This is a genomic window from Pseudomonas sp. BIGb0381 (assembly GCF_024809815.1).
In the GTDB taxonomy this organism is placed as follows: domain Bacteria; phylum Pseudomonadota; class Gammaproteobacteria; order Pseudomonadales; family Pseudomonadaceae; genus Aquipseudomonas.
Genome location: NZ_JANUEN010000005.1, coordinates 117,663 through 130,360, shown reverse-complemented (window position 1 = coordinate 130,360; position 12,698 = coordinate 117,663). Strand labels below are relative to the sequence as shown.

Genomic DNA, 12,698 nt, shown 5'->3' with positions numbered 1-12,698 from the left:
TGGGATGCATCATACGTGCCGCTTTCACGATCACCAAACGGCAAGATGTGGCAGGATCCTACAAGATAGGTCGAATAATCCCATTTGGCAGTGTTTCGGACCCTAGCCCTGTTGCTCCTGTTCCCTCGCATCCTGCAGCTCGATGGCTTTTTGCCCTTTTGTCTTCATCTCACTCACAATCACCGCCACCACGATCAATGCCGCCCCCAGCATCGCAATCGGCGGGAACCGCTCGCCGGCGATACGCCCGACTACGCCTGCCCACACCGGCTCACCGGCATAGATCAACGTGGCTCGCGTCGGCGAAACACTCTGCTGCGCCCAGTTCATCGCGACCTGGATCACCGCACTGGTCAGGCCCAGGCCCACCGCGCTGAACAGCAGCAGCCACGAGAACCCTGGCAACGCTTCGCCCATGGGCACCACCATCAGGAACGACAGCAGCGACGCCGTCGCCAGTTGCACCACCGTCACCCGGCGTACGTCCACTTGCCCGGCGAACGCACTGATCAGGATGATCTCTGCCGCTATCGCCACGGCACCGATCAGGGTGGCGATTTCACCTGGGCTGAAATTCAGCGAAGCCCCCGCCGGTCCGGTCAACAACATCAACCCGGCAAACGCCAGCATGATGCCAATGCTCGGCATCAACCCCGGGCGACGGCCCAGCACCAGCCATTGCAGCAGCGGCACAAACGGCACATACAGTGCAGTGATGAACGCCGACTGGCTGCTCAAGATCGTCTGCAGGCCAATGGTCTGCAAGCCGTAGCCGAACATGATCGCCACGCCGATAAACACGCCCGCCTTCAGTTCGAACAGCGTCAGGTCGCGCAAGGTACGCAAGGAAAAGAACCCGACCACAATCGCCGCCGCCGCAAAGCGCAGGCCCACGAAAAACATCGGCCCGCTCACGGTCATGGCATGCTGAACCAGCAAAAACGTGCCGCCCCAAATCATGGTGATAAACACCAGGATGCATTCGGCTTTGCTGAAGCGGTTGAAACGCGAAGGGGAGGTCGGGGCAGTCATGGCGGCTCTGGTCTTGCATGGGAAAGGCACGGACCGCACAATGCGCCGCACGCTGGGCAGTATACTGCGCACACCCACCCAATGAGCAATATAGTGCACAAAGAAAATCCACAACGGGCCTCGGTCCTGCAGCACGTCAGCCAGAACGTTCGTCGCCTGCGCCACGCCGCCGACCTGAGCCAGACCGCGCTCTCGGAAAAGTCCGGGGTCAGCCGGCGCATGCTCGTTGCCATCGAGGCGGGGGAGAAGAACGTCAGCCTGTCCACCCTCGATCGCGTGGCCGAAGCATTGGATGTGGCGTTCAGCGACCTGATCCAGGCGCCGGATGTGCGCGATCACAGCCGCATCAATGAACTGGCCTGGGCGGGTGAGATTCCCGGCAGCAAGGCGGTGTTGCTCGCTAGGGCTCACGCCCGGCGCGAAGTCGAGCTGTGGGAAATGCGTCTGGAGCCGGGGGACCGCTACAGCCCCGAGCCGGACCCGGAAGGTTGGAGCGTGCAGGTGTTCGTATTCGAAGGCAGCTTGACGTTGGTGGTGGGCGAGCAGGAAAACGCCATCAATGCCGGCGAATTCTTCATGTTTCCCAGCCACCAGCCTCATTCTTATCGCAACTCAGAGGGTGTGGTAGTGCGGTTCGTGAGAAATATAGTGATCTGACGATCAGTGTTATTTATGCCTGTCAACTGTCAGATTTCACAGCTTACATTCTTTGGAGAGGGGACTAGAGTCGGTGTTGCCACTCAATAAAGTCGATTCATGCTAAACCAGTGAATGTTGGGTGGTTTTTATCACCTCATGGAGGAAGTACTGATGAAATCAAAACACCTACTAAGGGAGCAGCTGTTACCCGCTCCAGAAATAAGACCCTCTGATGGCAAGACTGTGAAGTACAGCGAGGTGACCGGTGGCAAAGGTCGGATTGTTATTCCGCAGTATCCAGGGATATCGGTAGGGCATAAGGTTTACTGGAGTGTGAAAGGAAACGGTACTGCATCTTCCTGGTTTGAGGTTGAGAAGTTGGAGCCCTGTTATGAGGCTGTTTTAAAGTTTGATATCGTATTCCTTACGGAGTCCGTCGTTGCCAGTTATTTTGTTATGCTCAATGATGAAGTACTGGGTTACTCTGATGAGAACACATATAGCGTGTCGAGATGATCTTGGATTGCTATAGGCTCCAGTGGTGCCAATACTCAGGGCCATCGCCCTGAGTATTAAAGTTGGGTATCGAATGAGTCGGAACAAGATCGTAGCCGGCGCAAGTGCTTACGGCGCCACACTATTGGGATAATTTTTTCTCGGCTTGACCGCCTAGCCCCGTATTTCTTTCGAATATCTGGTTTATTGAAAGTCCCGCTTTAACTCCGATATGCCATCCCTCAACGGCCAGCCACCAGCCCCATGCCTATCGCAGTGACGGCGACGTCGCCGTGCGCTTTGTGCGCAATGTGGTGATCTAACTGTTTGCCAGCCAACAGTGGATGGACACTTTGCTGGTTTGAAACTGCAGTTGTGCGCCTGTTTACGCAGCAACCGCCTGATTTTACTGACGATTAAATTCAGGCACGACTCCTGCAAACACTCCAGTATCCCATCGGAGCCTGGAGTCGGCCCATGTCTGCCCACCCTCAACAACCTGCCCATATCATCCGCTCGGACGCGGAGGCCATCGAGGTCGCCAAGCGCCTGGCCCAACGCTTTGCCGTCGACGCCAGCGAGCGTGACCGTGAGCGTCGCCTGCCCGTTGCCGAACTTGACGAATTTTCCGCCAGCGGCCTGTGGGGTATCACCGTTCCCAAGGCCTATGGCGGCGCCGAGGTGTCCTATGTGACGGTGGCCGAGGTAATCAAGTTGATCTCCGCCGCCGACCCGTCCCTGGGGCAAATCCCGCAGAACCACCTGGGCGTGGTGGACATCCTCCTGCAAACCGCCACCGAGGAACAAAAGCGCCACTACTTCGGCAAGGTCCTGGCGGGTTATCGCTTCGGTAACGCCTTCTCCGAGGCCAAGAGCAAAAACGCCGGCACCTTCGATACGCAGATCCGCTTTCACGGCGACACCGCGCAAATCAACGGCGAGAAGTTCTACTGCACCGGCGCGTTGTTCGCGCATATCGTGCCCACCGTGGGTAATAACGAAAAGGGTCAGGCGTTCATCGGCCTCGTCGAGCGCGATGCGCCAGGCCTTACCGTCATCGACAACTGGGACGGCTTCGGCCAGCGCACCACCGCCAGCGGCGGCGTGACACTCGACGGCGTGACCGTACCCTTGAGCGCGGTGATTCCCGCCCACCTGGCGTTTGACCAACCCACAGCCGATGGGCCGATTTCGCAAATCATCCAGGCTGCTGTCGACACCGGCATTGCCCTCGGCGCCCTTGAGCAGGCAAAAATTTTCGCGCGCCAGGCCCGTCCGTGGATCGACAGCCAGCAGGATCACGGTTGGCAGGACCCGTTCACCATCGCCGCCATCGGTGATTTGCAATGGCGTGTGCACGGCACCGAAGCGATCCTCGCCAAGGCCGGTCTGGCCGTCGACCGGGCCCTCGCCGAACCGAATGAAGACACCGTCGCCCAGGCCTCGCTGGTCGTCGCCCAGGCCAAGGTCCTGTCGGCCGAAACCGCTTTGCTCGCCAGCAGCAAACTCTTCGAACTGGCCGGTACCCGCTCGGTCACCGCCAAGCACAACCTCGACCGCTTCTGGCGCAACGCGCGGACCCACACCCTGCACGACCCGGCCCGCTGGAAATACCACCTGATCGGCAATTACGTGCTCAACGGCGTCAAGCCTGCGCGCCACGCCTGGAACTGAGGAGCCTTATCCATGACTGCCCTGAATCAAGCGCGCCAATTGCTGGAAAGCACTCGACGCACTGTCGAGAAAAGCGACGACCCCTACGTGATCAGCCGCTTCGGCGATTGGCAGATTCGCGTGGATGTCGCGGCCGCCTTGCTTGAACGCGCCGAAACCGATCCAAGCCCGGTCGCCGTCACCGAAGCGCAGATCGCCGCCGCCGAAGCCTTGCTCTTTGCCAGCAACACCGAATTCGAACTGACCGGCCAACGCACCGCGCTGCCACCGACCCTGGATGATCCGTTACGCTGGAAATACCAGGTCGTCGGCAACTACCACCTCAACGGAGTGCTGTGATGTCCCGTGAAATCCGCTTGAACGCCTTCGACATGAACTGTGTCGGCCACCAATCGCCGGGCCTGTGGGCGCATCCGCGTGATCGCTCGTGGCAGTACAAGGACCTTGAGTACTGGACCGACCTGGCGAAGATTCTTGAGCGCGGCAAGTTCGACGGCCTGTTTATCGCCGACGTGCTGGGCATCTACGACGTGTACAACGGCAATGGTGACGCGGCGATTCGCCAGGCGACCCAGGTGCCGGTCAACGATCCGTTGTCGCTGATCGCGCCCATGGCGCTGGTCACCGAGCACCTGGGTTTTGGCCTGACCGCGTCGCTGTCGTTCGAGCACCCGTATCCGTTTGCCCGCCGTCTCTCGACCCTCGACCACCTGACCAAGGGCCGCATCGGCTGGAACATCGTCACCTCCTACCTGGAAAGCGGCGCCAAGAACCTTGGCCAGAAAGCCCAGACCGAACACGACGCACGCTACGACTACGCCGAGGAATACCTGGAGGTCTGCTACAAGCTCTGGGAGGGCAGTTGGGAAGAGGGCGCGGTACTGCGCGACCGCGAACGTCGGATTTTCAGCGACCCGAGCAAGATCCACGAAATTCGCCACGTCGGTAAACATTTCCAGGTGCCCGGCATCCACCTGTGCGAACCCTCGCCGCAGCGCACGCCGGTGCTGTACCAGGCCGGTGCCTCCAGCCGTGGCAAGCAGTTCGCCGCCGAGCAGGCCGAATGCGTGTTCGTTGCCGCGCCGTCCAAGGTGCTGCTGAGAAAGACCGTCGCCGACATCCGCCGCCGTGCGGCCGAAGCCGGGCGCGACCCGAAGAAAATCCTGATCTTCAACTTGCAGACGGTGATCGTCGATGAGACCGACGCCAAGGCCAAGGCCAAGTTTGACGAGTACAAATCCTACGTCAGCTATGAAGGCGCGATGGCGCTGATCTCCGGCTGGACCGGGATCGATTTCAGCCAGTTCAAGCCGGATGAACCGCTCAAACACGTGCACACCAATGCGATTCAATCGGCGGTGGAAGCTTTTTCCACGGCGGATCCGAACAAGGTCTGGACGCCCAACGAACTGGCCGATTGGGTCGGTATCGGCGGCTTTGGCCCACTGTTCGTCGGTGGCCCGGAAACCGTGGCGGACCTGTTGCAGGAGTGGGTCGAAGAGACCGACGTCGACGGCTTCAACCTCGCCTATGCGCTGACCCATGAAACCTTTATCGACGCCGTCGAGTGGCTGGTGCCGGAATTGCAGAAGCGTGGCGTGTACAAGACCGAATACGCCCAGGGCACGTTGCGCGAGAAGTTGTTGGGCGATGGTGCAAGGTTGGGCGCGAACCACCCGGGCGCCAGCTATCGCGATCTATCGAATGCACATAAGTCCAATGTGGGAGGGGGCTTGCTCCCGATAGCGGTGGCTCAGTTAAAGGTGTTCTAACTGACCCACCGCCATCGGGAGCAAGTCGAATCGTCGCACCGCCCCTCCCACAGTTGTCCCGTGTCGATCCAAATAATCAAACCAGCGGACCACCGCACGCACACCCCCCAATAGGAGCAACCCCCTATGAGCGTGCACGAACCAACGGCCCTCCTGGAACACCTGCAACACTGGGCACAACTTGCGTGCCGAACGCGCCGAGGTCAGCCGGGGCCTGCTCGAATACGCCGGCGTCGACCCCAGCCAGCGCGTGCGCCAGGGCATGGTGCATGTGCTGGAAGGCCGCCATGTATTCGGCCAGCTCACCGTGGAAGACAACCTGCGCAGCGGCGGCTTTGTGCGGCGCCTGAGCCGCAAGGCCATGGAGCAAGACCTGGAGCGCATCTACGCCTGGTTCCCCCGGCTCAAGACCAAACGTCACACCCGCGCCGGCCTGACGTCCGGCGGCGAGCAGCAAATGGTCGCCATTGGCCGCGCATTGATGACCCATCCTACTTTGGTACTGCTCGACGAGCCGTCCATGGGTTTGGCGCCTATGATCGTGCAGGAGATCTTCGAGATCATCGCGCAGCTCAACCGCGAGCAGCAGGTGAGCTTCCTGATCGCCGAGCAGAACATCCACGTCGCGCTCAACGATGCGTCCCAGGGCTACGTGCTGGATACTGGGCGCGTGGCCTTGAGTGGCAGCGCCGCCGAGCTGTTGGCGCGGGGCGATTTGCACGATATTTATCTGGGTAAACAGTAAAGGCGAATGTGCATGACTGAATCCCTCCGCAACGCTGATGTCCTGATCATCGGCGGCGGCCTGAGCGGCACGATGCTGGCGGTGCAACTGCTGCGCCTGCCTGGGCAGCGCCGGATCCTGGTGATCGAACCGCGCGCCGAACTCGGGCGTGGCGAGGCCTACAGCGCCGTCGAACTGGGCCACACCCTGAACGGCAATGCCGCGCGCATGAGCGTCGACCCGGACAATGCCGATGACCTGACCCAATGGCTCACCGACTACATAGGCGCCGGCGGTTGGCCCGAGTCGGACCAGCAGCACGTGCCCATCAGCGAACTGTTCCCGCCACGCGGGATTTTTGGCCTGTATGCGCAGCAACGGCTGGCTGAAGCCAAGGCGTTGTCGGCGTCCACCGTCGAGCATATCCGCGCCGAAGTCGTCGACTTGCAAGTTGGCGACGACTCAGTGTTGCTGACCCTCGACAATGGCCAACAACTGCGTGGTGCCCACGCGGTGTTGGCCACCGGCATGTTCCCGGCGGCGCGCACGCCGCAGACCGAATCCAGCGGGTTGAACGCCGCCGCCGTGGACCCCTGGGACGTGCAGGCCATGACCCACCTCGACCCGCAGGCGCCCGTGCTGATCATCGGCTCCGGGTTGACCATGGTGGACTCCGTGGTGTCCCTGGACCAGGCCGGGCACCGTGGGCCCATCGAGGTGTTTTCACGCCACGGTTTGTTGCCCCATGTGCGCCGGCAACCGCCGGGCTGGGACGATTTCCTCGCCGCTGACCACGCCTTGCGCAGCCCGCGACAACTGCTGCGCGAGGTGCGTCGCCAATGCCGCCTGGCGCTGGCGCAGGGTATCGATTGGCAGGCGCCACTGGACACCGTGCGCGCCCATATCGGGCGTTTGTGGAGCCAGGCCAGCGAGGGCCAGAAACGTCAGTTCGTGCGGCATGTACGGCCCTGGTGGGAAAGCCATCACCACCGCTCGCCGCCGTTGAGTGCGCAGTTGGTGGCAAGGCTGCATGAAGAGGGGCGGTTGCGGATTCGTGCGGCGTCGTTCAAGGGGCTGGAGCCTGCGGGTGAGGGCGTGACCATTCGTTTGCGTTATCGGGGCGAACAGGCGATCACCCAGGTATCGGGCGCAGCGCTGATCAACTCCAGCGGCATCGAATACGACTGGCGCCGCGTGGCCCGGCCGTTGCCGCAGCAGTTGCTCAAGCGCGGGCTGATCACGCCCGGGCCGTTGGCGTTGGGGATTGCGGCGGACACCTCCGGCGCAGTGCTGGATGCCCAGGGCCAGGTCAGCGCGCGATTGTTCGCCATGGGCCCGCCGTTGCGGGGGATGTGGTGGGAGAGCACGGCAGTAACCGATGTTGCCCTTCAGGCCAAGGTACTGGCATCGAAGTTGGCGCATTTCTAAATGAGGGAGGGGATCTCCATTTATCTTGAGGTCTTTACGAAGCCGGGTTTTAGGCCGAACACTTCCACCCCCTGCGGCGTCGATTGCCCGGTGGTCACCTTCACGCGCTCCACCGGCTTATCCATCGTTTCTCGATACTCCACCGTCCTATCCGCCTGGATTGCCTCGCTCGGAATCACCATCGCCTGCGCGTTGTTGTAAGTGACGATGGTCAATCGCGCACTCATCCCCAGCCGCACGCGCTGCAACTGTTGCGGGGTCAGCCTGGGGATCGACAGGGTCACCGGAAACTGCGCGCTGCCCTGGCTGTCGCCGGCAATCGCCAGGCCGCTGACCACGCTCACCGAGCCGCTCAGCCGTTCGCCGTCAAAACCATCGCCCAGCACTTCCACCGCCTGGCCCTGGTGCAACTGGTTGATGTCCAGCTCGGAGACCTTGGCGACGATCTTCAGCCGCTCGATATTGGCCAGGCCGAATAGCACCTGGCCCTGGCTGACCCTGCTGCCGGCCTGAATGGGCGCGTTCGCGTTGCCGCCGCCTTGAGGCGCATTATTGCCGGGCGCGGGCACCACGATGCCGGAGAACGGCGCCTTCACCTCTTTGCCTTCGAGCAGGGTGCGCAAGGCCTCGTATTTCACCGTGGCGTTGGTCAGTTCCATGTCGGCGATCTGGCGGTACTCGCCCTTGCCCTGATCAAGGGCCTGTTGCAGTTCGCTGCGGGCGGCGGCGAGGTCCAGCTGCTGTTGCTGGGTCTGTTGCTTGAGGTCGTCCAGCTCGTTGCGCGGGATGATGCCGCGCTTGAACAGATTTTCGCTTTCGGTGAGTTTGCGCTGGGTGTTGCCGGCGGTCATCTCGGCGGTGCGCAGGCTGCGGCGCGCACGGCTGACGGTGGGGCCGCTGTCCCAGTCCTGCATTTCCTGCACGGTGCGCCTTGCCTTGAGCTGGGCGGAGAGGGCGTCGCGCAATTGTACTTCAAGGGTGGCCGGGTCCATGCGCAGCAGGACCTGGCCGGCCTCGACTCGCTGGCCTTGCTCCACCAGGTTGGCCTGCACATTGCCGTCGAACGGCGCGGTGAGGGTGAGGGTGGTGTCGGGTTCGATCTTGCCCACCAGGCCGATCTGGTGCACCAGCGGGTCGGGCTTGACCGCCAGCCATTGCTCGCCGGTGGCAGCCGGGCCTTCGGCCGGGCTGCGCAGGGCCAGCCCGGCGCCCGCCAGCAGCACGATCAATACAGCGCCCAGCAGGCCTTTCTGTTTAATAGTCATTGAGGGCGATTTCCCAACTTTCCAGCGTCATGCCCAGGGTCAAGTCGAGCTGGGTCTGGGCGTTCAAATAAGCGATCAGCGCGTTGAGCTGTGCGTTTTCGGCATTGCGCAGGTCGGTCTCGAAACTCAGCACCTGGAAGTTGGTGGAGCGCCCGGCGCTGAGCTTTTCCCGTTCGATCTCGATCTTGCGCCGCGACAACTCCACCGCGCGCTGGGAGATTTCATACTGGCGCCAGCGGGTGCCGAGGTCGCGCACCACGTCGTTGACGCTGCGCTCCAGTTCCTGGCGGGCGTCGGTGATGCGGATCTCCTGGTCCTCCACGTTGACCCGCGCACGCACTTCGGCCTGGCGTGTGCTGATGTCGCCGATGGGGATCTGCACCTGCACCCCGGCGTAGCTGTCCCAGGTGCGGTTGTTGGTGCTGCCGCCGTCGTTATTGTAGGCGTCGCGTATCTGGTTCGCGCCGGCCACCAGGTCCACCTGCCAGCGCCCGGAGTCCTTGGCGATCACCAGGTTGAGGTCGGCCTGCTGGCTGCCGAGCAGGGCGGCGAGGTATTCCGGTTGCTGGGTCTGCGCGAGGTTGAAGGCCTGGCGTTTGTCGATCTGCATGGGCTTGGCCTCCAGGGCTTCGCTGGCGCGAATTGGTGTGGACAGGTCCAGGGCCAGCAGGCGCAGCAAGGCCAGGCGGTTGGTGTCGAGCTGGTTCTGCGCTTCTTCGACGCCCAGTTGCTGGGTGGCGATGTCGGCTTCGGTCTGCACGATTTCGAACTCGGCCATGCGCCCGGCGCTGATCAACGCCTTGTTCACTTCAAGCAGCGTGCCGGAGCGCTTGAGGGCGTCCTGCACGATGCTCAGTTGCTCCTGGGCCCGCAGCAGTTCGCGGTAGGTGGCGATGATCTGGCTGATGGTTTGCGCCACGGTCGCCTTGAGGTTCAGGCGGTTGGCCTGCTCCGACAGGCGTGACAGGCGCAGCGGTGCGGTGGTGGCGTCCCAGCCGGCACCGCGCATCAACGGCTGGATGATCGCCAGGTCAAGGCCGTCGCTGCGGTAACGGCCGGCGCGGTCGGCGTTGTTCAATTGCTGGGTCCAGGCCATGCTCAAGCGGGTGCCGTACTCACTGAGCAAACTGGTGGCCGGCGCCACGTTGGCATTGCGCGCACTGTCCTGGGAGCCGCGGGTGCTGCGGTAATAGCTGTTGAGGGTGAGCTTGGGGTTGAACACGTCTTCGGCGACACGCAGGTCGAATTTCTGCGCGACCCGCTGCAGGTAAGCGCTGCGGATCGCCGGGTTGTTGCGCAGGCCCAGGTACACGGCGTCACCCAGGGTCATGGTGGTGACCTGGGCATTCAAGGACACGCCCCGGTCGTAACCGCTGCGGGTGGTACTCGGCGCCGACGGCTTGATGACCACATCGGCCGCCCCGACGGGCAGGCTGATCAGCGCGAGTAGCCAGAGCCATTTATTCATCACGCAGGGCCTCCACCGGCTGCAACCGTGAGGCCGAGACAGCCGGGTAGATGCCAAAGAACAGGCCCACCAGCAACGTACTGCCCACCCCCAGGGGCAGGGCGGCAGCGGCCAGGTCAAATAGCCAGCCCGACAGCCAGGCATAGAGCCATGCGGCGGTCATCCCGAGTACCGCGCCGCACAGCGCGCCGACGGCGGTGAGGGTAACGGCTTCGAGCAGGAACAGGTTGCGGATGTCGCGCTGGCGAGCGCCCAGGGCCATGCGAATGCCGATCTCACGACGGCGCTCCGACACGTTCATCAGCATCACATTCATCACCCCCACACCGCCGCCGACCAGGGAGATGGCGCCGAGGGCCAGCAGCAGGTAGGCGAACGTGCGGCTTTGCCGGGTCATGCCGTCGATCATTTGCTGGGGCACCTGGATGTCGACAGTGTGGTCGGTGAGCTGGGTCTGCAAGGCGCTGGCGGCTTCCTTGGCAATGCGCTCCATGTCCTGGCCGGGCGCGGCGCGGATGATCACATTGCCGATCTGCGGCATGGCATAGATGCGGCGCATGCCTTCGGCGGGAATGAACAACGAATCGTTGGCCTGTACCGGCATCAGCATTGCCCTGGGCTGGTTCTGCAGAATGCCCACCACCAGGAACAGGTAGTCGTTGATGCGCACGCGGTCGCCCAGTTGCAGCGGATCGCCCGGCGTTCCGAGGGCCTGGGCCACCTGGTCACCGATCACGCCGTAGGTTTCGTTGGCGTCGAAGCTCGACAGGAAGCGCCCCTGCCGTACCACCAGGCGCATCGCCGCCTGGATGTCCGGTGTGCTGCCGACGAGGTTGGCGTTGGTGGTGCGGCCATGGAACACGATGGGCCCGCTGAACAAGGTCAGTGCGCCGATATGGGCAATGCCCGGCACGGCTTGGCGCACGGCGTCCAGGTCGAGCTTCGCGGGCGTCGGCACGGTGCTGCTGCCCTTGGGCGGGAACTGGGCGACCAGGGTGTCGGTGCCCATGTCCTTGAAAATCATCGCGGCATCCACCGCCGCGTTATGGCCGATATTGATCAGCGCCACCACCGACGAACTGCCGATGACGATGCCCAGCAGGGCCAGGACCGAGCGCTTGCCCAGGGTGCGCAGGCTGACGAAGGCTTCATGCAGCAATTGGCTGAAGCTCTGTTCGACCCGCAGGCTCATAGGCGGTCGGCCTCGTGTACCACGCCATTGCGCACCAGTATCCTGCGCTCCAGGCGCGCGGCGATATGCGGGTCGTGGGTGACGATGATCAACGTGACCTGTTGCTCGCGGTTCAGGGCCAGGAGCAGGTCCATGATGTCCTGGGCGGTGCTGCTGTCGAGGTTGCCGGTGGGCTCGTCGGCCAGGATCACCGAAGGCTTGCCCACCAATGCTCGGGCAATCGCCACACGTTGGCGCTGGCCGCCGGAGAGGTCGGCGGGACGATGATGGGCGCGCTCCGCCAGCCCGACCTGTTCGAGCATGCGCAGGGCCTGCGCCACTGATTCATGCCGGGACACGCCGCGATAACTCAGGGGCAGGGCGACGTTGTCCAGGGCGCTGAGGCGCGGCAGCAGGTTGAAGCTCTGGAACACAAAACCGATCTGCTGGTTACGGATCGCCGCCAGCTCGTCCGGGGAAGCACTGAAAATATCGTGCCCGGCAAAGTGGTACTGGCCGCTGTTGGGCAGGTCCAGCAGGCCGAGGATATTAAGCAGGGTGCTTTTGCCGGAGCCCGAGGCGCCGAGGATGCCGCAGCTGTCACCGCGATCGATGGACAGGCACACCTCATTGAGAATGGTCAGTTCCTGCCCGGCGAGCTGATAGCGCTTGCCGATACCTTGCAGGGAAATCAAGCCTGGGTGCGCGCGGGTATCTGTCATCGTGACTACGCCTGCAGTCTCGACGCCGCCGTCCTGCCCCCTTTGTAAATCTTTGTAACAAGTTCGGGAGCTAGCTGGTTCGCGTCTCGGACTGGTTTTATTTCTTGTTTTTAAAATATTGTTTGAATACTAACCGGGTTCCCCGCGCTTCGCCAGCCGTGGGTGTAGAGCGGTTTTACGCTTTGAAATGATTTCACCCGTCGGTGTGGTGGGCTGCCAAAATACCTGGGACTGCCCTCAAAGTGCCCATTGGCAAAGGCTTTGGATAGCATAGCGGTGTGTCACTACTTGCTTTCGAACGGCCGCAC

Annotated in this window: 11 protein-coding genes and 1 pseudogene; 7 read left to right on the top strand and 5 right to left on the bottom strand. The window is 62.5% G+C overall.

Annotation, left to right across the window (positions count from 1 at the left end):
- Positions 1-102: 102 nt before the first annotated feature.
- Positions 103-1,032: a DMT family transporter gene (locus M2397_RS15815; protein WP_131698090.1), complete on the bottom strand. Its 930-nt coding sequence runs from the start codon at positions 1,030-1,032 to the stop codon at positions 103-105.
- 93 nt (positions 1,033-1,125) lie between these two features.
- On the opposite strand from M2397_RS15815, the gene M2397_RS15810 reads away from it, so the two are divergent.
- The 7 genes and pseudogenes from M2397_RS15810 (at position 1,126) to M2397_RS15775 (ending at position 7,764) form a co-directional block, all read left to right on the top strand.
- Entirely contained in the window at positions 1,126-1,689 is a 564-nt protein-coding gene (locus tag M2397_RS15810) for a helix-turn-helix domain-containing protein (RefSeq protein ID WP_131698089.1), read from the top strand.
- A gap of 153 nt (positions 1,690-1,842) precedes the next feature.
- Positions 1,843-2,187 (top strand): hypothetical protein, encoded by a 345-nt coding sequence (locus tag M2397_RS15805; RefSeq protein WP_131698088.1) that lies wholly within the window; start codon positions 1,843-1,845, stop codon positions 2,185-2,187.
- A 456-nt stretch (positions 2,188-2,643) separates the two neighbouring features.
- Positions 2,644-3,840: an SfnB family sulfur acquisition oxidoreductase gene (locus M2397_RS15795; protein WP_259243984.1), complete on the top strand. Its 1,197-nt coding sequence runs from the start codon at positions 2,644-2,646 to the stop codon at positions 3,838-3,840.
- Positions 3,841-3,852: 12 nt separating this feature from the next.
- Positions 3,853-4,179 carry an acyl-CoA dehydrogenase gene (locus M2397_RS15790; protein WP_167655679.1) on the top strand — a complete coding sequence of 109 codons (327 nt, stop codon included), beginning with the start codon at positions 3,853-3,855 and terminating at the stop codon, positions 4,177-4,179.
- On the top strand, positions 4,179-5,612 hold the full coding sequence (locus tag M2397_RS15785; RefSeq protein WP_259243983.1) for an LLM class flavin-dependent oxidoreductase: 1,434 nt from the start codon (positions 4,179-4,181) through the stop codon (positions 5,610-5,612). The genes M2397_RS15790 and M2397_RS15785 overlap by 1 nt, the downstream gene beginning before the upstream one ends.
- 181 nt (positions 5,613-5,793) lie before the next feature.
- A pseudogene (locus M2397_RS15780) lies at positions 5,794-6,357 on the top strand (ABC transporter ATP-binding protein); the annotation flags it as partial.
- Positions 6,358-6,369: 12 nt separating this feature from the next.
- Positions 6,370-7,764 (top strand): FAD/NAD(P)-binding protein, encoded by a 1,395-nt coding sequence (locus M2397_RS15775; protein ID WP_259243982.1) that lies wholly within the window; start codon positions 6,370-6,372, stop codon positions 7,762-7,764.
- 20 nt (positions 7,765-7,784) lie between these two features.
- Here M2397_RS15775 and M2397_RS15770 read toward each other — a convergent pair whose 3' ends face one another.
- The 4 genes from M2397_RS15770 to M2397_RS15755 are packed head-to-tail and all read right to left on the bottom strand — an operon-like array spanning position 7,785 to position 12,390.
- Positions 7,785-9,029, bottom strand: a complete 1,245-nt coding sequence (locus M2397_RS15770) for an efflux RND transporter periplasmic adaptor subunit (RefSeq protein WP_259243980.1) — start codon at positions 9,027-9,029, stop codon at positions 7,785-7,787.
- A complete protein-coding gene (locus tag M2397_RS15765; protein WP_259243978.1) occupies positions 9,019-10,497 on the bottom strand; it encodes a TolC family protein in 1,479 nt (492 codons plus the stop codon). Before M2397_RS15765 ends, M2397_RS15770 begins: the two co-directional genes overlap by 11 nt.
- Positions 10,490-11,689, bottom strand: a complete 1,200-nt coding sequence (locus M2397_RS15760) for an ABC transporter permease (RefSeq protein WP_145337650.1) — start codon at positions 11,687-11,689, stop codon at positions 10,490-10,492. Before M2397_RS15760 ends, M2397_RS15765 begins: the two co-directional genes overlap by 8 nt.
- A complete protein-coding gene (locus M2397_RS15755) occupies positions 11,686-12,390 on the bottom strand; it encodes an ABC transporter ATP-binding protein (RefSeq protein WP_167655675.1) in 705 nt (234 codons plus the stop codon). The genes M2397_RS15760 and M2397_RS15755 overlap by 4 nt, the downstream gene beginning before the upstream one ends.
- Between the last annotated feature and the right edge of the window lie 308 nt (positions 12,391-12,698).

What these genes read in the sequence shown, in the direction of transcription:
- M2397_RS15815 (WP_131698090.1), bottom strand. Translation starts at nt 1,032, where the DNA reads ATGACTGCCCCGACCTCCCCTTCGCGTTTCAACCGCTTCAGCAAAGCC.
- M2397_RS15805 (WP_131698088.1), top strand. Translation starts at nt 1,843, where the DNA reads ATGAAATCAAAACACCTACTAAGGGAGCAGCTGTTACCCGCTCCAGAA.
- M2397_RS15795 (WP_259243984.1), top strand. Translation starts at nt 2,644, where the DNA reads ATGTCTGCCCACCCTCAACAACCTGCCCATATCATCCGCTCGGACGCG.
- M2397_RS15790 (WP_167655679.1), top strand. Translation starts at nt 3,853, where the DNA reads ATGACTGCCCTGAATCAAGCGCGCCAATTGCTGGAAAGCACTCGACGC.
- M2397_RS15785 (WP_259243983.1), top strand. Translation starts at nt 4,179, where the DNA reads ATGTCCCGTGAAATCCGCTTGAACGCCTTCGACATGAACTGTGTCGGC.
- M2397_RS15775 (WP_259243982.1), top strand. Translation starts at nt 6,370, where the DNA reads ATGACTGAATCCCTCCGCAACGCTGATGTCCTGATCATCGGCGGCGGC.
- M2397_RS15770 (WP_259243980.1), bottom strand. Translation starts at nt 9,029, where the DNA reads ATGACTATTAAACAGAAAGGCCTGCTGGGCGCTGTATTGATCGTGCTG.
- M2397_RS15765 (WP_259243978.1), bottom strand. Translation starts at nt 10,497, where the DNA reads ATGAATAAATGGCTCTGGCTACTCGCGCTGATCAGCCTGCCCGTCGGG.
- M2397_RS15760 (WP_145337650.1), bottom strand. Translation starts at nt 11,689, where the DNA reads ATGAGCCTGCGGGTCGAACAGAGCTTCAGCCAATTGCTGCATGAAGCC.
- M2397_RS15755 (WP_167655675.1), bottom strand. Translation starts at nt 12,390, where the DNA reads ATGACAGATACCCGCGCGCACCCAGGCTTGATTTCCCTGCAAGGTATC.